The organism is Dysgonomonas reticulitermitis, from assembly GCF_054601275.1.
Genome location: NZ_BAAHWU010000041.1, coordinates 1 through 19,757, shown reverse-complemented (window position 1 = coordinate 19,757; position 19,757 = coordinate 1). Strand labels below are relative to the sequence as shown.

16 protein-coding genes are annotated in these 19,757 nt (G+C 38.6%); 10 read left to right on the top strand and 6 right to left on the bottom strand.

The window, feature by feature from the left end; genetic code table 11:
- Positions 1-53: 53 nt before the first annotated feature.
- The 4 genes from dnaN to ACYPZI_RS12470 all read right to left on the bottom strand — a co-directional run bounded on the left by dnaN (position 54) and on the right by ACYPZI_RS12470 (position 7,728).
- Entirely contained in the window at positions 54-1,178 is a 1,125-nt protein-coding gene (gene dnaN, locus ACYPZI_RS12485) for a DNA polymerase III subunit beta (RefSeq protein WP_459602091.1), read from the bottom strand.
- A 666-nt stretch (positions 1,179-1,844) separates the two neighbouring features.
- Positions 1,845-3,377 (bottom strand): alpha-L-fucosidase, encoded by a 1,533-nt coding sequence (locus tag ACYPZI_RS12480; RefSeq protein WP_459602089.1) that lies wholly within the window; start codon positions 3,375-3,377, stop codon positions 1,845-1,847.
- A 758-nt stretch (positions 3,378-4,135) separates the two neighbouring features.
- Positions 4,136-6,289 (bottom strand): glycoside hydrolase family 2 protein, encoded by a 2,154-nt coding sequence (locus ACYPZI_RS12475; protein WP_459602087.1) that lies wholly within the window; start codon positions 6,287-6,289, stop codon positions 4,136-4,138.
- Between the two features lie 152 nt (positions 6,290-6,441).
- The gene (locus ACYPZI_RS12470) at positions 6,442-7,728 is read right to left on the bottom strand and encodes a UDP-N-acetylmuramoyl-tripeptide--D-alanyl-D-alanine ligase (protein ID WP_459602086.1); all 1,287 of its coding nucleotides are present in this window, start codon (positions 7,726-7,728) and stop codon (positions 6,442-6,444) included.
- Between the two features lie 241 nt (positions 7,729-7,969).
- Between ACYPZI_RS12470 and cysK the strand changes: the two genes are divergently transcribed.
- Positions 7,970-8,917, top strand: a complete 948-nt coding sequence (gene cysK, locus ACYPZI_RS12465) for a cysteine synthase A (RefSeq protein WP_459602084.1) — start codon at positions 7,970-7,972, stop codon at positions 8,915-8,917.
- A 441-nt stretch (positions 8,918-9,358) separates the two neighbouring features.
- Here cysK and ACYPZI_RS12460 read toward each other — a convergent pair whose 3' ends face one another.
- Positions 9,359-9,697 (bottom strand): hypothetical protein, encoded by a 339-nt coding sequence (locus tag ACYPZI_RS12460; protein WP_459602082.1) that lies wholly within the window; start codon positions 9,695-9,697, stop codon positions 9,359-9,361.
- Between the two features lie 411 nt (positions 9,698-10,108).
- On the opposite strand from ACYPZI_RS12460, the gene rlmB reads away from it, so the two are divergent.
- The 9 genes from rlmB (at position 10,109) to ACYPZI_RS12415 (ending at position 19,297) form a co-directional block, all read left to right on the top strand.
- The gene (gene rlmB, locus ACYPZI_RS12455; RefSeq protein ID WP_459602080.1) at positions 10,109-10,846 is read left to right on the top strand and encodes a 23S rRNA (guanosine(2251)-2'-O)-methyltransferase RlmB; all 738 of its coding nucleotides are present in this window, start codon (positions 10,109-10,111) and stop codon (positions 10,844-10,846) included.
- 20 nt (positions 10,847-10,866) lie between these two features.
- Positions 10,867-11,244, top strand: a complete 378-nt coding sequence (locus ACYPZI_RS12450; protein ID WP_459602078.1) for a RidA family protein — start codon at positions 10,867-10,869, stop codon at positions 11,242-11,244.
- Positions 11,245-11,316: 72 nt separating this feature from the next.
- Positions 11,317-12,381 (top strand): bifunctional diaminohydroxyphosphoribosylaminopyrimidine deaminase/5-amino-6-(5-phosphoribosylamino)uracil reductase RibD, encoded by a 1,065-nt coding sequence (gene ribD, locus ACYPZI_RS12445; RefSeq protein ID WP_459602076.1) that lies wholly within the window; start codon positions 11,317-11,319, stop codon positions 12,379-12,381.
- Positions 12,382-12,459: 78 nt separating this feature from the next.
- Positions 12,460-13,851 carry a DUF6242 domain-containing protein gene (locus ACYPZI_RS12440; protein WP_459602074.1) on the top strand — a complete coding sequence of 464 codons (1,392 nt, stop codon included), beginning with the start codon at positions 12,460-12,462 and terminating at the stop codon, positions 13,849-13,851.
- Positions 13,852-13,930: 79 nt separating this feature from the next.
- A complete protein-coding gene (porG, locus tag ACYPZI_RS12435; RefSeq protein ID WP_459602072.1) occupies positions 13,931-14,632 on the top strand; it encodes a type IX secretion system protein PorG in 702 nt (233 codons plus the stop codon).
- A 17-nt stretch (positions 14,633-14,649) separates the two neighbouring features.
- Complete coding sequence (locus ACYPZI_RS12430) at positions 14,650-15,402, top strand: isoprenyl transferase (protein WP_459602070.1); 753 nt, start codon at positions 14,650-14,652, stop codon at positions 15,400-15,402.
- Between the two features lie 50 nt (positions 15,403-15,452).
- Positions 15,453-18,146 (top strand): BamA/OMP85 family outer membrane protein, encoded by a 2,694-nt coding sequence (locus ACYPZI_RS12425; protein ID WP_459602068.1) that lies wholly within the window; start codon positions 15,453-15,455, stop codon positions 18,144-18,146.
- Positions 18,147-18,225: 79 nt separating this feature from the next.
- The gene (locus ACYPZI_RS12420) at positions 18,226-18,741 is read left to right on the top strand and encodes an OmpH/Skp family outer membrane protein (RefSeq protein WP_459602066.1); all 516 of its coding nucleotides are present in this window, start codon (positions 18,226-18,228) and stop codon (positions 18,739-18,741) included.
- Positions 18,742-18,790: 49 nt separating this feature from the next.
- Entirely contained in the window at positions 18,791-19,297 is a 507-nt protein-coding gene (locus tag ACYPZI_RS12415; protein ID WP_459602064.1) for an OmpH/Skp family outer membrane protein, read from the top strand.
- A 68-nt stretch (positions 19,298-19,365) separates the two neighbouring features.
- Here the strand turns inward: ACYPZI_RS12415 and rplT are convergent, their stop codons facing one another.
- On the bottom strand, positions 19,366-19,710 hold the full coding sequence (gene rplT / locus ACYPZI_RS12410) for a 50S ribosomal protein L20 (RefSeq protein ID WP_459602062.1): 345 nt from the start codon (positions 19,708-19,710) through the stop codon (positions 19,366-19,368).
- Between the last annotated feature and the right edge of the window lie 47 nt (positions 19,711-19,757).

Here is a 19,757-nt window from a genome sequence, read left to right as displayed (position 1 = left end):
ATTTTTCACGCTAATGAAAAATGATAAAGCCGTGCGATTATTTATTATTTATTTTAGTCGTTAAGCATCATCGGCATTAGTAGCATCAACAAGTCTTCGCTCTCTTCGTTTTCAACAGGAATAATCAACCCTGCACGTGAAGGATCTGATAACTCCAGAGAAATGTCAGTAGATGGGATGTTGTTCAGGATTTCGATAAGAAAGCTTGATTTGAATCCGATATTCATTGTTGTACCTGCATATTCGCAAGGAATAGTTTCTTCCGCGGCAGTGGAAAAGTCGATATCCTGAGCCGATACAATAATATTCTTGTCGGATAGCTGCAATCTTATAAGGTTGCTTGCCTGGTTAGAGAACACGGAAACTCGTTTCAGAGCATTCAGAAAAGCGAGGCGGTCTAAATTTACTTTATTCGTATTGTTCTGAGGGATAACCGAGTTATAGTTAGGATAACGTCCTTCAATAAAGCGGCATGTCATTGTATAGCTGGCCATCTTTATATATGCGTTATTCTCATCGAATTTTATTTCTACTGTTTCAGCTTCTTTAGGCAAAAGAGCTTTTAAAAGATTCGCCGGTTTTTTAGGTAAAATGAACGAAGCCCGTTCTGTCCCTTTTGCTGCTAAAGTTTTGCAACGAACCAGTTTATGACCGTCAGAAGCAACGAAAGTCAGGTCATCCGGTGTTATGTCAAAATAAACGCCATTCATTACGGGACGTAATTCGTCGTCGGCGCTGGCAAACAGGGTACGATTGATTCCGGAGAAAAGAGTCTGAGGTTCGATTGTTAAGCTGATAGCTGTTTCCTTCAATTCTTTCGGCTGAGGATAATCTTCGCCACTTTGTCCGATAAAATTATATTTTCCGTTATGAAAATAGATGAATGTTTCCAGATTGTCGTTATTTATTTCAAATGTAAGCGGCTGTTCCGGTAGTTCTTTCAACGGATCGAGTAAATTCTTGGCATTCACCGCAAATTTTCCACCGCCTTCAGCTTCATTTACCTCTAACGATGTTACCATGCGGGTTTCAGAATCGGCTGCGGTCAGAGTCAGCGTGGAACCATTTAGTTCTAAGAGGAAGCAATCCAAAATAGGTAATGTATTCTTTGAGTTTATCACTTTGCTGATAGCTTGCAGATGACTCAATAAAGCGGTACTGGAAACGATAAATTTCATATTTTCAGCTTATTTAAATATTTTATTTTCTCGGGTTATTGTTAGAGCAAATATAGGAATTTTTTTCAATTATTACAAGTACCTTTTTAGCAATTCGTTATTAAATATTTTATGCCAATCAGCAGTTAAAGTTATTGCTGTAATGTAAAAACGTTCGATTATTTTCTTCTGCGCGCAATCACAGATTGCTTGCGTTCTCAACATATGCTCATCACTGCCGCGCCCTGCGAAACTTATGCGCAGGAAGCTGACGCACGGCAAGAGCCTGCCTTGTCTGGCTTTAGCCGCGCCGTTAGCTTCAAGTACGAGGTACCCACAGGACGAAAAAGGCGTTAAAAACAAAAACGTGTTTGAGCTTATCAAATGATTCGTATACTACAAAACCCGGAGCGAGTTTTTTTGTTTAGCCTTTAAGTCCGTTATGGGTCGGACGTTGAAGCGGGGCGCAAAAGCGTTTTTGGTTCCTTTTGCGGCTTTGGGCAAAAGGGACGCTAGCAATCTGTGATTGCGCGCAGAAGAAAAGAATGAAAATAATCAAACAAACAATTAATTACATACACTTCGCTCCTGTGATTATTAATTCAACTACTGATTCACATTAATTTAGAAAAAAGAGTAGTTACAGTCTCCTGCAACTACTCCGTTCGTCCCAATATTCAGCATTTTTTATGTTATTGCCTGCTGATAAGCACCCTTTTCCCCTTGAGGTACTTCTTTCAGCTTTATTCTAATAACAAATGCTTCTCCACTGTTTTGGAACTTTGCCGGAATTGGAATGTCGTAGAATATAGCCCCTGCTTTGTTGCGTCCTCCATCATTTATTGTCGCCGGTTTTCCGGTAGACAAGAATGTCGCATTTTCTATTACATACACGTTTCCTCTTGTTTTTGCTCTTGGCACTTTCACTTTCAATATATTACTCATTGGTTTATTGAATACTGTCAGGTATATTTCATCGTCTTTTTGAGTAGAAACTCCCCAGTCTTGTTTTTCGAGGATAGAATGATGTGTTCCATATACAGCTTCTCCGTATTTTGCCATCCAGTCTCCTATACTTTTAGCTATGCGGTTTTCTTCCGGACGCATATTCCCTTTTCCATCAGGGCCAAAGTTTATAACAAAGTTACCATCCAATGAATTTGCCTGTAAGGTCATTTCTATCAGGTCGTAAGCTGTTTTTACATATGTCAATGTCCAATCCCTGTGGTATCCCCATTGATTTTCCGGAATAGTCATTACACAATCCCAGTCGTTGCCGTTTACTTCGGCCAGGTTACTTGGCAAATTCCTTTCAAACCGTTGATCGTAATCGTCTATTAAATCGTTATTTGAGTCTACATGCCTATTACCGTATTCGTCAGATCTGAAGCGGCTACCGATTATTAGTCCCGGATGCTTGGCCCTTAATTCTAATCCGACACTGTCTACCCACGGTGCATTTTTTACCCATGCTACATCCCACGATCCGTCGAACCAAAGGCCCTTGATAGTAGTATAATTGTCTAAAAGCTCAATCAGTTGGTTGCGCGTAAAGGATTTAAAATCTTCGTATTTTTTTTCTTGTTCTTTAGTTTTGAAAGGATTGAATATTTCTCTTTCTCCTGCCTGAAAAGCTTTCTTTATTTCAGGCGAATTTATATTTCCGCCCGATATGTAGCCCGGATGGCTCCAGTCGATAATGGAGAAGTACAGATAAACGTCGATGCCTTCGGCTGCATATGCATCTACTATTTGTTTGACGATGTCTTTTTTATATGGAGTATTGGCTATAGTATAGTCAGTATATTTACTGGGCCACATACAGAATCCATCGTGATGTTTTGTCGTAAATATTACATATTTTGCCCCCATTTGTTTTGCTTGTTTTGCCCATCTCGCAGCATCGAAATCTGTGGGGTTGAACTGCTTATAAAGATTATCGTATTCCTCATTGGTTATAAGTCCCGAAGATCTGAACCATTCGGCTGCCCCTCCGGAAGTTTTTCCATTCCATTGTCCACCCGGAATGGCATATACACCCCAGTGAATAAATTGGCCTAATCCATATTCACGCCATCGTTGCATGGCCGCGTCAGTTCGTTTTCCTATCTGGTGGGCGCCATGTTTTAGAGGTATTCTTTCTTTTTTTTCATTTTGAGCAAAACCCGCAAAAACGATTATGCTGCTTAGTAAAAGGATCAAAAAGCTGATTTTCTTCATAATTATTTATTCTTTATTTTAACTAAAATGTAACAAACTTCTACAGTAAATAGTAGTCAGTAGTTAGTCAACAGTCAACAACTTGTACCTCGTAACTTTTTAACTAAAAAGTAACATTTTCCACACTCATTTTCAAATTCTCAAATTCGCTAATTTTCAAATTAAACATCGTATCCTCTTTGTCATCCTGACCGCAGGGAAGGATCTCGACTACAGTCAGCAGTAGTCAGTAGTCAGTCAACAACTTGTACCTTGTACCTCGTCTACTCGTAACTTTTTTAACTAAAAAGTAACAAACTTCTACAGTCATTTTTTAGCTGTTAGCCGATAGCTGTTAGCTGTTAGCCCTTGCTCGCGCGGCTACCCTCTTTGTCATCCTGACCGCAGGGAAGGATCCCGATCCCCGAGAGACAGGAGATGCTTCCTGTCGTCAGCATGACAAACCGGAATTTAACTAAAAAGTAACAAACTTCTACAGTCATCAGTCAACAACTTGTACCTCGTATCTCGTCTACTCATAACTTTTTAACTAAAATGTAACAAACTTCTACAGTAAATAGTAGTCAGTAGTTAGCGCTTAGAACTTAAAACTCATAACTCATAACTCATAACTATTTAACTCCTACTTTTTTAACTAAAAAGTAACATTTTCCACATTCATTTTCAAATTTGCTAATTCGCTAATTTTCAAATTTTCAAATTACCACTATCTATAGATAAAATCTTTAAATTTTTGAACTTTAAATCTTTAAATCACATCATAGTCCTATATGTTCTTCGGTTTTCTCTACCGGAGCCGGATTGTCAGATTTTCCTTTGTTTTTTTCAGAATACATCCAACGTATTTTATCTTCATAATTTTTACCGTCTTTAGTCGCTTTTACTTCGATAATATTCTCTCCTTCTTTTAGTTTAACGCTATTAAAAATATAATGTATCGAAGTTGTTCCTTCCGAGAGATCTTTTATTTCAGCGCCGTTTACAAATAACTGAGGTGTTCCGACATTAGAGTATACAGTTACTGAAGTGTATTCGTTTTCCCTGTCTATAGCCCTGCGTTGGGTTAGGTATAGCACAGGTTCTTTACTCCAGTTAGCCTTATACCAGTAGAACGGGTCTTTTTTTGTTTCGCGGTCGAATGTAACCAGTCCTTTCATATTGCGGGAGTGTACTCCTCCTTGCGATGACATAGGGGTAGCAAAGTCGAATGTATTCCATATATACGATGCCATCAGGAATGGGTGTTTAGCAATTACTCCCCATTGTATTTCATGGAATTTTGTTCCCCATGTTTCGTAATACTTCTTGTCGTACCCGCAGCAATCGCCTATTTCTCCTACATTTTCTTTTTGTTGGTTTATATTTGCCTCACCTCCATATTCGGAAAACATGACATTATATTCCGTAAATTCTTTTTCAGCTTTCTTCACCCAACTGTCTATATCGCTTATTTTCCCGCCATACCAACCGAAATAGTGATTTATGCCCTGAATGTCGGCGTTATTGTTTGCCGCGGCGTCTATTTTATTGTATCCACTTACCGAGGCGGTGTATCTGTAAGGGTCTTCTGTTTTGACCAGGTCATGAAGGGTGGTTGTCAAAGGAATAGTTTGTTCAAACGGAGTGTATACTTCGTTATGCAATCCCCATACGTATATAGACGGATGGTTGTAATTTTGACGGATAAGTTCAGTTAATTGTTGCTTTGCATTTTCCGTTTCCAGAGTGCTTACTCTATTCACAAACGGAATTTCCGCCCATATGATAAATCCGATGCTATCACATTTCGCATATATTTGTTCTGCTTGCTGATAGTGCGCAAAACGAATGGTTGTTGCCCCCATTTCTTTTATTATTTCAAGATCGGTATTGTGGTCTTCTTTTGTCAAAGCGCTACCTTTTCCCCACCAGTCCTGATGGCGGCATGTACCATACATAGGAACTTTTTTGCCATTCAGGTACATTCCGTCTCCTGTTTTCAGCTCAAAATGCCTTAGACCTAATGGTTGTACGACTTCATCTATCACTCTTTCTCCTGATACGATTTGAGTTACTACTTTATACAAATACGGGTCTTCCAGTCCCTGCCATAAGTGAGGATTGGTTATTCTGAAATCGTGGATGAAAAACTGTCTTCCTTGAGGATTTACTCTTACCGGAGTTTCTTTTTTCGATTTGATGGTTTTTCCGTCCATCTCATATATTGTGGTGATAAGGCTGGCATTTTGAACCGAACCGGTTCTATTATCAACTTTTATTTTGATATTTACGTCTGCCGATTTCTTCGTTACATTATCCTGGGAAATATAGATTCCCGGTGAAGCATAATCTGTAACGGCGATATTTAGATTTTCGGTGATTATAAGTGAAATATCCCGATAAATACCTCCATATACGCCAAATAAAACATTGTTGACCGGAATAACATCCGGGCGTTCACTATTATCGGCTTTTACTATTATCTCGTTTCCTTCTCCGTATTTAAGAAGCCTGCTTATCTCAACAGTAAATGCGGAATATGCGCCAAGATGTCTTCCTGCAAATTGATTGTTGACATACACTTCGGCAACAGACCCGACACCTTCGAAGCGGAGAAAAATCCGCTTGTCTTTTAAAGGAATATCGGGGGTGTACATCTTTTTGTACATAGCTTCGCCTGTGTAGAAACGATCTTGGGGATTACGGAACCCTGATATGTTAGCCATAGCCACTTGCATATCTTCTGCATTCCATGTATGTGGAATCTTTACTTCCTCCCATTTTCCACCGATATAGTTTGTAGATAGAATTGCAGAGCTGCTATTGAATGGCCCTTTCTTGAAAGACCACCCGTCATTGAAAGGAGTTACCTCTCTCCCTGAAACAGATGTTAGTATGAAGCCGCATAACAGGGATAAAAGAATTCTTCTCATTTTATGATTTTTAGGTTAATTTATTAATAGTGCAAACTTATCAGTTTGTTCATCTAATTATTTACTCAATTAGTTTTTTGTTTTGTGTTAATTGCTTTTCTTGGTAATTATATGACAAGAGCGACCTTTAGGAGCCGCTCTTGTTTGTATGTTTATAGTAAATCGATACATCGTTCGAGCTGAACCCCTCGCGATCCTTTCAGCAGGATGTAAGAGTTATCTATGGGATGTTTTTGTAAGTAGTCCCGTAAACCATCGAGGTTCTCAAAGCATAGACAATCTGTTTTTACTTTACTGAAATTTTCTCCAACAAATAGTACATTGTCAAAATTATGTTGAGCTATATAATCTGCTATTTTTTGATGTTCTATATCTGAATCAGCTCCCAGTTCCTTCATATCTCCCAATATAAGAACCTTGTGCCGGACATTCATGTGGTCAAAGTTTTCTAACGCAGCATGCATACTGGTAGGGTTGGCATTGTATGCATCTATGATTAGCTTATTTTTGTCCGTTTCTTTCAATTGAGAACGATTGTTAGTCGGTTCATAACTGGCTATAGCCTTACAAATTCTATCAGAATTAACTCCCATATATTTTCCCGCTGTAATGGCTGCTAATAGATTAGAAAGGTTGTATTCACCTATTAATTTTGTTTTTACTTTCTTTCGGGTATTTAAAAATTTCCACTCAAATTCAAGGTATGGACTGATGGATACAACTTTGCCTGAAACAAACAGATCGTCTTCCAAACCGTAATATACAGAGGTAATACCTTCAGACATTTCTCTGAGAAGCGTATTGGTGTGGTCGATGAATATTTTCCCGTCTGTTGTACTGCGGATGTATTCGTATAGTTCACCTTTAGCTTTTACTACATTTTCGAACGAGCCAAAGCCTTCGATATGAGCATGCCCCAAATTGGTTATAATACCATAGTTGGGTTCGGCTATCTCAGATAAGAATTTAATTTCGCCAACGTGACTGGCTCCCATTTCCACTACTGCTATTTCGTGCTCTTTTTTAATGCGTAATAACGTTAAAGGAACTCCAATATGATTGTTTAGATTACCTTGTGTAGAAACTACGTTGTATTCCTGCGCAAGGACAGAGGTTATCAGCTCTTTAGTCGTGGTTTTTCCATTTGTGCCTGTAATTGCAATGATAGGGGTCTTTATTTGCTTACGATGGTAGTTTGCCAATCTTTGCAATGTTTCGAGGCTATTTTCTACAACTATTATATTAGGGCGTGTGGCGTACTTGGCTTCATCTACTACTGCGTAGCTACACCCTGAATCTATTGCCTTTTCAGCATATTCATTGCCATTGAAATTTGCTCCCCTGAGAGCGAAAAAAATTGAATTCGTCGGGCTGTTGCGGGTGTCTGTAGAAACTTCTGGATATTGTTTATATATATTATATAGCTCGGATATCTCCATGACTTTTATTTTTATAAATAAAACGCCTTTGTAACCATTATGTTTTGGAGTCAAAATAATATTTAAGGCACTGCGAATATAGCGGAAATAATTTATATTGCGTGCCCACCTTAACGTTTTTTACTTTAAATAATATACCATGTTTGTGGTATTAAAATACCCTGTTTAGGCGATTGTGTTATGTATAAAAAACGTATACCTTTGTCTCAATCAATAATAACAAATTAATACATATAACAATATGGCAAAGATTGCAAAAAAACTTACAGACTTAATAGGAAATACCCCTTTGTTGGAACTGTCGAACTATAATAAAAAGCGCGGATTAAGTGCTCAAGTAATAGGTAAACTGGAATATTTCAATCCTGCATCAAGCGTTAAAGACCGTATAGCAAATGCGATGATCGAAGATGCTGAAGTTGCAGGTGTTTTGAAGCCGGACAGCGAGCTTATAGAACCTACCAGTGGTAATACCGGTATAGGCCTGGCCTTCGTGGCAGCAGCCAAAGGTTATAAATTGACTTTGACAATGCCCGAAACCATGAGCATAGAGCGTAGAAACTTACTGAAAGCCCTGGGTGCAAATATTGTACTTACTCCCGGGCCGGAAGGAATGAAAGGAGCAATAGCGAAAGCTGAAGAACTACAAAAAGAAAATCCAAAAGCGGTGATTCTTCAACAATTTGCAAATCCATCGAATCCGGCTATTCATAAAAAAACGACAGCAGAGGAAATCTGGCGTGATACCGATGGAAAAGTTGATATTTTTGTTTCCGGAGTGGGTACGGGCGGTACTGTAAGTGGAGTGGGAGAGGTTTTGAAAAAATACAATCCTAATGTGAAAATAGTAGCAGTAGAACCTGCCGATTCCCCGGTTTTGTCAGGAGGTAATCCGGGGCCTCATAAAATACAAGGTATAGGTGCCGGCTTCGTTCCAAAAACGTATGACGGATCGGTTGTCGATGAAATTTTACAGGTAAGCAACGATGATGCTATACGTACAAGCCGTGAACTGGCCCGTGAAGAAGGTTTGCTTGTTGGTATCTCTTCAGGGGCAGCTGCTTATGCGGCTACAGTGTTGGCTAAAAAAGAAGAAAATAAAGGGAAAAATATAGTTGTTATACTACCCGATACAGGTGAACGCTATCTGTCTACGGTGTTGTATGCATTCGAAGAATACCCGCTTTAATTAAGTTTGTTTAGTTTATTAGATTAAGTAGTTAAGGCAATTAGCATATCTAATCATATGCTAATTGTTTTTTATAAACATGATATTGAAATAAGCTAAGAGTAATTATAAATTCGAAACGTTGCAAGTCCATGCAGGACAAGAAAAATAACCTGTAACGCATTCGCGTGCAGTACCGATCTAAGGTGTAAATATAGGAAGACTTGTCTATTAAGGCAGGTCTTCTTTATTATTTATGCCAATCAGCAGTTGCAGTTATTCCTGTAGTGTAAAAACGTTCGGTTATCTTGTACTGCGCGCAATCAAAGATTGCTTGCGTTCCTTTTGCCCAAAGCCGCAAAAGGAACCAAAAACGCTTTTGCGCCCCCGCTTCAACGTCCGACCCATAACGGACTTAAAGGCTAAACAAAAAAACTCGCTCCGGGTTTTGTATAATACAAATCATTTGATAAGCTCAAACACGTTTTTGTTTTTAACGCCTTTTCGTCCTATGGGTGCCCCGTACTTGAAGCTAACGGCGCAGCTAAAGCCAGACAAGGCAGCCGCTTGTCGTGCGTCAGCCTCCCGCGCATTCGTTCCGCAGGCGGGGGAACCCACACGGTGCAGGCGGCGTAGAAAGGGACGGGGCGATAGCCCGTTCGTCCCTTTCAGCCGGCAAACCGGTTGTGGGTCGCCGAGGGACGAAGCGCTAGCTTTTTGCTTACTTTTGGGCAATGCCAAAAGTAAGGACAAGCCCGGCAGGGCGCGGCAGTGATGAGCATATGTTGAGAATATAAGCAATCACAGATTGCGCGCAGAAGAAAAGGATGAAAATAACCGAACAATTAATTACATACACTTCGTTCCTGTGATTATTAATTCAACTACTGATTCACATAATTTATTTAAAGGTGACGATTTGCTCCGGAAGAGCCATATTTTAATATCCTTTTACTTAGAGCCTATTTAAATTTTACCAAAACATTTTATTATAGCTCTTTTTTCGTTCATTTTCAGTCTCTTTTTATCTGATTTTTCCCTTTCTTCAGCTTGAATAGCCCGCTATTCGCGCTTCAGAAAAGAAAAAATCATTTTAAAAATAGTTCTGAAAATCGGAACGAATAAAATTTAAACAGGTTCTTAAAAGAGGTATCATTTTTATTTTACTTATTGTTGTAGTATATTTGTTTGCTGAAAATCTCTATATAAAGAATGAAAGAAAAAGAAATGATATTTGGCATTCGTGCCGTTATAGAAGCAATAGAAGCCGGAAAAGAAATAGATAAAGTCATCATAAAGCGTGAGCTTCAGGGAGATTTGTCGAAGGAGCTGTTTGCTTTGCTTAAATCTCAGAATATCGCTGTTCAGCGTGTTCCGATAGAACGGCTTGACCGGTTTACCCGTAAGAATCATCAAGGTGTTATCGCTTTCTTGTCTGCCATTACATACGAACGCATTGAAGATATTATCCCTTTTCTATACGAGAATGGTAAAGACCCGTTTTTTCTAATTCTGGATGGGCTTACCGATGTTCGCAACTTTGGTGCTATTGCCCGGACGTGTGAAGTTGCAGGAGTCAATGCGATAGTTATTCCGGCGAAAGGAAGTGTAACCGTTAATGCTGACGCTGTAAAAACTTCGGCCGGAGCATTGCTGAAAATACCTGTTTGCAAAGAGCCAAATCTTACAGTTGCCATTCAACATATAAAGAACAGTGGTATAAAAGTTGTTGCTGCTACCGAGCGTGGCGCGGAGCTTTATACAAAGGTGGACTATTCCGGGCCTATTGCCATCGTGATGGGGGCTGAGGATGTTGGGGTGTCGAATGAAAATCTGCGGATTGCTGATAATTTGGTGAAAATTCCTCAGTTTGGAACTATTGGCTCATTGAACGTGTCGGTAGCGGCAGGAGTGCTGATTTATGAGGTTATCCGTCAAAAAGAATTATAAACAACCGAAACAAAAATTGAATGAAAAAAGTAATTGCAACAGAAAGCGCGCCTGCGGCTATAGGTCCATACAGTCAGGCAATAGAAGTAAATGGAATCGTATTTCTATCAGGGCAACTTCCTATTGATACTGCAACCGGAGCTTTTGTGCCGGGGGGAGTAAAAGAACAAACGGAGCAATGTTTTAAAAATATAAAAGCAATTCTTGCCGAAGCCGGCCTGACAGTGGATAATATAGTGAAAACTACAGTCCTGTTGAATGACATAGCTGGTTTTGCTGCTATGAATGAAGTATACGGACAGCAGTTTACCGGCTCATTTCCGGCACGTTCGGCTTTTGCTGTACGGGACTTGCCGAAAAGTGCGCTTGTAGAAATAGAAGTGATTGCAGCCCGGTAATTTTCATAAAAAATATTTAATTTAAAATATCTCAGTAGTTATTGCGTTTCTCTTTGTAGAAATACAGAAAGGATGATTATTGACGAAAAATATATGCGACGTTGCCTTCAGCTGGCCCTCAATGGAAAAGGATTTGTATATCCTAATCCAATGGTAGGAGCCGTTGTTGTGCACAAAGGCAAGATAATCGGAGAAGGTTATCATCGTCGATACGGTGAGGCTCATGCAGAAGTGAACGCTATTAATAGTGTCAGGGATAAGTCGTTACTGAAAGAATCCACAATATATGTCTCGTTAGAGCCTTGCTCTCACTATGGAAAAACCCCACCTTGTGCTCAATTAATTATCGACATGGGAATTCCCCGTGTAGTGGTAGCATGTCTTGATCCTTATCCTGCTGTTTCGGGTAGGGGAATCAAGATGTTGCAGGCTACAGGTGTCGATGTGACCATCGGTATTCTGGAAAAGGAAGCGAAGATGTTGAATAAGGAGTTCTTCGTTGCCCAGATGTATAATAGACCTTATATTTACCTGAAGTGGGCTCAAACAGAAGATGGTTTTATAGATAAAGTCCGCCTTGAAGGTGAAAATCCAAGTCCTACACCTATTTCCAATGATTTTTGCAGGATGCTTGTCCATAAGAAAAGGGCAGAAGTAGGAAGTATTATGATCGGAACAAATACTGCTGTAAATGATAATCCTTCGCTGACAACAAGATATTGGTATGGTCGGAATCCTGTTCGGGTTGTTCTTGACAGAACAGGGCGTATCCCTTCTGGTTATACTATTTTTGACGGCAATGTAGAAACTGTCGTTTTTACGGAACAAGAAACGGTCAGGTCTTTTATTGAAAATTTGACCTTTATCAAGGTTGATTTTGAAGAAAATCTTATTGAAAATATTTTCTCTGTCCTTAAAAAACGCAAGATCGATTCTGTACTGGTGGAAGGAGGGAGAGAACTCCTTCAAAGCCTTATTGATAAACATTTGTGGGATGAAGCATATATTGAGATATCTCATATTTCTTTCGGGAATGGAATTAAGGCTCCTGTCATTACAGGAAGAACTGTTAAGGAATGGAAATGGGGTACATCCAGACAAATACAGCTTTGTCCTGATAACTATAAAATTTTATAAATATTAAATTTATTGACGTGTAAGCCGAAATTCTTTCTATTTTTGCACATTGATATTTGAATAAATCCGTTTAAACTAATGAAATTGAAGCAAATCACTAAACTATTATTCATCGCTTTTTCTGTCGTTACTTTAGCATCATGTAATGATAATTCTACAAACTATGTTACAGAAGATGCTTCAGCAAATGCTCAGATATATTCCTTAACACTATCGGCAACCCTCTCAAATGCCAGTAGTATTGACTCTGTAAATTTTCCAATATTGGCAAAAACGCGATTTTCTATAGATCAATTCCGGTCGCTGATATACAATTCGGATTCGTTACCATATAAGACCAGACTGACAAAATATATGGCGACACTTACCTATGAAAACCCATATAAAATAGAAATTTTATATCCTAACGATTCTGTTGTGGGATGGAATACTTCCGATTCGATAGACTTTTCTTTATATCCCAGAATAAAAGTTACTCCTGCTAATGGGAATGCTGCTGATGCCCGGACTTACACTATTGATATTCGTATTCACAAGGTTGATCCGGATTCACTTGTTTGGACGAATGTAACCGGCTCTTTCGAATTGCCGAACACTATAGATAGGCAAAAAACTCTTTTAGTAGACTCGGTATTTCATACATTCTCTATCGATAAAGATGGTAAATTTTATTCATACGAAATAGATAAGAGTGCGACATCTACATCATCTTGGAAAAAGCAGTCTACGACAGTAATTCCAGCGACTGTGAAATTGGAAAGCATTACTTCTTTCAACGGAGAGTTTTATGCCGTAGATGCAGACGAGAAGGCGTATAGTTCCACTGATGGCGTTGCTTGGCAAGTAAGCAATTCGAATGTTCAAAGTATTCTTGGCGTATTGCCGGGTAAAGAGGCCGCAAAAGATTCTCTTCTGGTTATAACCAAACAATCAGGAAAATATGTTTTTGCTAAAACCTCGGATATGCAGTCGTTGCAGATAGTAGAAAATATTAGTTATAGTAAGGAATCAAATGAAGTGCCGGCAGGGTTCCCTGCTACAGGATTTACATCTGTGACGAGTTATGACAGAAGCAACCTGAATAGAAACATCCTTGTTGTCACAGCTGCGCAGACCTCTTCTAACTTAACTTGGTCTCTTCGTCAAGGTGACGGACAATTAGAGATAGAATCTAATCAGAAAAATACATTGTTCGACCCTTCCGAAGGTATTCGTACATTCTTATATGATGGTTATGTATATGCATTGACTAAAAATTTGCTTTATAAAACAAGCAGTTTTGGATCCAAATGGGTTGCAGCTTCCACAAAAGAAAAATTCATACCCGGAATGTCGAGTTCGAAACAATCGATAATAGTAGATAGTGACAATTATATATGGATATTCGGCGGAATAGACACCTCGATAGAAGCTTCAGGATCTCCGGTCAGACAAGTCTGGAAAGGGCGTATAAACCGTTTGGCTCATTGATCTGTAGGCGAAAATCTGTCTCAGGCATACTTATATCCTTGTTTCTACGTTAGAAAGGTATTAGGTAAAAGAATTTATGATGAGAAAAGAGATATTTGTTTTGTTTTGTTTTATCAGCTTCTTTTTCTTTTCTATAATACTGAAAGCGCAAGATGATTATCAGTTCGAAATAGGAGGTATGGCCGGTACATCTTTTTATATGGGAGATGCTAATAAAACAAAGTTATATCAGGATCCCGGAGTCTCGGCAGGAGTGATTTTTCGATACAATATAGACTTGAGATGGTCGGTTAAGAATAATTTTGTTTTGGGTCAAGTATCGGGAGACACTAGAAATTCGGGAAATAAATTTCCTTTTGGTGAGCAGGTTTCTTTTAACAGAATGTTTTATGAACTTGGGAGCCAGATAGAATTTAACTTCTTTAATTACAGTGATAAGTTCGGTTATTTAGGAGCTAAACGTCTAAGTCCATATCTTTTTACAGGAGTAGGTATAACCTTTGCTTCCGGAGAAAAGAAATTCTTAGATATGAATGTCCCGGTTGGCATAGGATTAAAATATAAAATAAGAGATCGTTTGAATCTTGGTTTTGAGTTTTCCTTCAGAAAGTTGTTTAGCGATTCATTCGATGTTACTAAGACGAATGCAAAGTTTGATTTGGATAGTCCATATAATATAAAAGGAAACTTTTTGAAAAACAATGACTGGTATTCCTTGACAATGATAAGTATAACATGGGATTTTGGCGTTAGGGTATGTCCCTGTTTGAATTTAGATTAATTATAAATAAAATATAGATGTCATTTTTTGACCAAATAGATAAAGAAAAAATTCCAAGCCATATTGCTATTATCATGGATGGTAATGGGCGATGGGCGAAGCGTCAGAACCTGGATCGTGCATATGGGCATAGAGAAGGTATTGTGGCTGTGCGCAGAACCATCGAAGCCGCGGCAAAAGTAAAAGTTCCTTACATAACACTTTATACTTTTTCTACTGAAAATTGGAAGAGGCCTGTCGAAGAGGTAAAAGCTCTGATGGCTCTGATGATACAGGCTGTGTCGAACGAAACCCCTGACTTGGTGAAAAATAACATACGAGTTAAAGTTATTGGAGATGTAAACCGTTTGCCTATCGATACTAAGGCTGCTTTAGATTTATGCCTTAATCAGACCGCGTCTTGTACGGGTACTACCGTGATATTAGCATTAAGTTACTCTTCGAAATGGGAAATTTCAGAAGCTGTAAAAGAAATTGTGGCAGAAGTTCAAGCCGGAAGGCTACCGGCAGATGCTGTATCCGAAGAATTAATAGGAAAACATCTTTCTACCTATGGTATTCCCGATCCTGATATCCTGGTTCGTACAGGTGGTGAATTACGTATAAGTAATTTTTTGCTTTGGCAAATAGCATATTCCGAGCTTTACTTTACAGATGAACTTTGGCCTGATTTCAATGAAGAGTCTTTGTATGAAGCTATCGTGAGTTTCCAAAACAGGGAACGCCGTTTTGGAAAAACCAGCGAACAGGTTATTAAAGGACTTGAATAATAGGAGATAAATAAAAATATATACGATAAGAAACAACGATCAAACCCAATATGTCAAAAAAAGGTTTATTCATTTTAGTAGTTATTTCCTGTCTTTTTTCTATAGGAATAAAAGGGCAGGTAGTAGATAGTATTGAAGTAAAAAATATAAATAAAGCTATTGGAACCAGTCTGGAAGATGTTCCGGAGATATCGTACAATACACCAAAAAAATACGAAATAGCTGATATAAAAGTTAACAAACCAGCGAATTCCGGTTATGAGGATTTTACTCTGATTGGTTTTTCCGAACTGGCAGTAGGGGACATAATAGAAGTACCGGGACCGGAAATAACTAATGCTGTGAAAAAATTTTGGAAGCAGAAATTATTCTCTGACACAAAGATTCTTGCGACAAAGGTAGAGGGGAATAAAATATGGCTTGAAATAAAATTAAGTGAGCGCCCTCGTATTTCCAGTATTGTTTATTCGGGTATGAAAAAATCGGAGCAACAAGAACTGGGAAATAAAATCGGTCTGATGGTTGATTTGCAGATTACTCCACATGCAATGGATAGAGCCAAAACCATTATCAAGAAATATTTTGATGATAAAGGGTATAATAACGCGGATATTAAAATAACAGAAGCGCCTGATTTGTCTAAGGAGAATTATGTTATCTTACATATAGATGTTACAAAAAAAGATAAAACCAAGGTAAATAGTATAATAATTGAAGGGAATGATCAGGTAAAGGCTGCTGTTTTGGAGAAAGCCATGAAGAAAACCCGGCATAAAAGTACTTTTAATGCATGGTTAAGAAACTTCCTTCGTTCCACAAAATTTGCTCCGGAAAGCTATGAAGAAGATAAAGAGAATCTTATCGCTAAGTATAATGAGTTAGGTTATCGTGATGCTATGATCACATGGGATACGATCACTTCTTCGATAAAACCGGATAGGGTTGATATAAAAATAAAAGTTGATGAAGGGAACAAATACTTTATAAGGGATATCAAATGGGTAGGAAATACGAAGTATGAGACATGGAAACTCCAGACCCAGCTGAATATGAAGCCTGGGGATGTCTATAATCAGAAGAAGCTTATAGAACGTCTCTCTTCCGACGACGGTGCTGTAATGAATCTTTTCTACCAAAATAATGGATATTTATTTTCACACGCAGATCCTGTAGAGGTTAATTTGGCCAATGACTCTGTCGATTTGGAGATACGTATCTCCGAAGGGCCTGTGGCTACTATACGTAGAGTTTCTATTTCGGGTAACGACCGCGTATATGAAGATGTTGTGCGTCGTGAGTTAAGAATCAGGCCGGGAGCGCTTTATAGCCGTGACGATATTGTCCGTTCGATGCGGGAGGTGGCTCAGATGGGGCACTTTGACCCGGAACAACTTAGCAATCCCGACATATCTCCTGATCCGGAATCCGGAACAGTAGACATAGGGCTTCCTTTGGTGTCAAAAGCGAATGACCAAATTGAGTTTTCCGCAGGTTGGGGACAAACTGGTATTATTGGCAAGCTTAGTTTGAAATTTACAAACTTCTCCTTGAAGAATCTTTTAAATCCAAGCACATATAAAGGTATTATACCTCAGGGAGAAGGGCAGACTTTAACATTGAGCGCCCAGACAAATGCCAAGTACTATCAATCATATTCGGTTTCATTCTTCGATCCATGGTTTGGAGGTAAGCGCCCTAATTCGTTGTCGGTAAGCGCATATTATTCACGTCAGACTGATATAAACAGTAGATACCTCAATAATAGCTATTATGGATATAATCCGTATTCAAGTTATGGTGGCTATGGTGGCTATGGCGGATATGGAAGTGGCTATGGTAGCGGTTATGGAGGCGATTACAGTGTCGCTGCCGATCCGAATAAAAGTATACAGATGATAGGTGTCTCTGTTGGATACGGAAAACGTCTGACATGGCCCGATGACTATTTTACTGTACAAGCAGAGCTTTCTTACCAACTTTATAACATGAAAGATTGGGCATATTTTATTGTTAAAGACGGTACAAGCAATAATCTTAGCTTAAACTTATCATTAAGCAGACGTTCGATTGACAACCCTATATATACCCGTAGAGGAACAGATATGTCCTTAAGCCTTCAGGTAACGCCTCCTTTTTCGATGTGGGATGGTAAAGACTATAAAAATATGAAGTCGGATGGATCTGGATATGAAAACGGAGATAAATTTAAATGGGTTGAATACCATAAGTGGAAATTCAAATCCAAAACATTTACATCTTTGGCTGGACCGGAAGTAAAGAGAACCCCAGTATTGATGACTCGTGCTGAATATGGATTTGTAGGTTACTTCAATAAATATAAGAAATCCCCGTTTGAAACATTCTATGTTGGGGGAGATGGCATGTCGGGTTATTCCAGCACATATGCAACAGAAACTATCGGTCTTCGTGGATATGAAAACGGATCACTAAGTAGTAATGCCAGTGCATATACGCGTTTAGCTCTGGAAATGAGATATCCGTTAATATTAGAACCATCGTCGACTATCTATGTTTTGGGATTTGTTGAGGCCGGTAATGCATGGAGTGACCTCAAAGATTTCAATCCGTTCCAATTGAAACGTTCAGCAGGGTTCGGTGCCCGTATTATGTTGCCGATGATTGGGCTTATGGGTATCGACTGGGCTTATGGTTTCGATAGTCCAAACAACTATTCAGCTCGTAGCGGGAGTCAATTTCACTTCGTGATAGGGCAGGAATTCTAATTTAACATTATTTATAGTTACGAGAATAAACAAATAGATTGATAAGACGTCTAATTATTATATATTAAAATTAGTTGTTATGAAAAGAATACTTTTAGTTATAGCTTTATTTATAGGTGTCGCAGCAGGAAGTTATGCGCAAAAATTCGCCTTGATAGATATGGAATATATTCTCAAGAATATAAGTAGCTATGAGACCGCTCAGGAACAGTTAGAGGTGATGTCCAAAAAATGGCAGGGAGAAGTAGAAAAGGTTCAGCAGGAAGTAAAGACCATGTATAAGTCGTATCAGGCAGATTTAGCATTTCTCTCTAAAGAGCAAAAGACTAAACGGGAAAATGAAATTGTAGAAAAGGAAAAGGGCTTGCAAGAACTTAATCGTAAGTATTTCGGACCCGAAGGAGAACTCTTTAAAAAGAGGGAGGCATTGGTGAAGCCTATTCAGGATGATATTTATAATGCTATAAAAGAAATTTCAGAAGCCAAGGGCTATCAATTAGTATTGGATAGAGCTTCGGCCGAAAGTGTTATATTTGCCTCTCCGAGAATAGATATAAGTAATGAAGTCTTGGCAAAACTCGGATATTCGAAATAATTATTTATATTTGTCCCCGAAAAAAAAACCAATTAAATTAACTATAACTATGTTGAAAAAATTAATTCTAGTACTTTTTGTACTAGCCCCGTTAGGAATGTTTGCTCAAGATAAATTTGCTTACGTCAATGCAGAAGAGGTATTTAGCAAAATGCCTGAAATCAAAGATGTAGAAAGCCAATTAGCAACTAAGAGAGAACAAATAACCAAAGTAAGAGAAGGGATTCAGGCTGAATATACAGCCAAAATGACGGAGTTTCAGAAAACTGATACAAAAGAACTTACCGAAGCGATAATACTTGATAGACAAAAGCAAATTAGCGACTTGGAAAGCAGATTTGAGACTTATCAGAAAACAAGTATGGAAGAATATGAGAAACTGCAACAATCTCTTTTATTACCTTTACAAGATAAGTTGAGAAAAGCTATTAAAGATGTGGGTGATGAAAATGGTTATACCTATATTTTTAATTCCTCAGCAGCGTTGCTTCATATTGGTTCTAATGCAGTAGATGCAGCGCCGAAAGTGAAAGCTAAATTAGGGATTACTAATTAATCTGTATTTATATAATAAAAAAAGAGTGATTTTTAATCACTCTTTTTTTATTATCGGATATCTCCTGTTTATTTCACTTTCTCTACGATTGCTTTGAATGCTTCCGGGTGATTCATTGCGAGGTCGGCAAGAACTTTACGGTTGATTTCAACACCGTTTTTGTGTAAAGCTCCCATCAGGCGGGAATAAGATGTTCCTTCAAGGCGTGCAGCTGCATTGATACGTTGTATCCACAATGCACGGAAGTTACGTTTTTTAGCGCGACGGTCACGGAATGCATAGGTAAGACCTTTTTCCCATGTGTTTTTGGCTACTGTCCATACGTTTTTTCTAGCTCCGTAATAGCCTCTTGTTAATTTTAATACTTTTTTTCTGCGGTTGCGTGAAGCAACATGATTGACTGATCTTGGCATAATTTAAATGTTTTGAATGTTAGCGGTTCTCATATTTAGAACTCTTT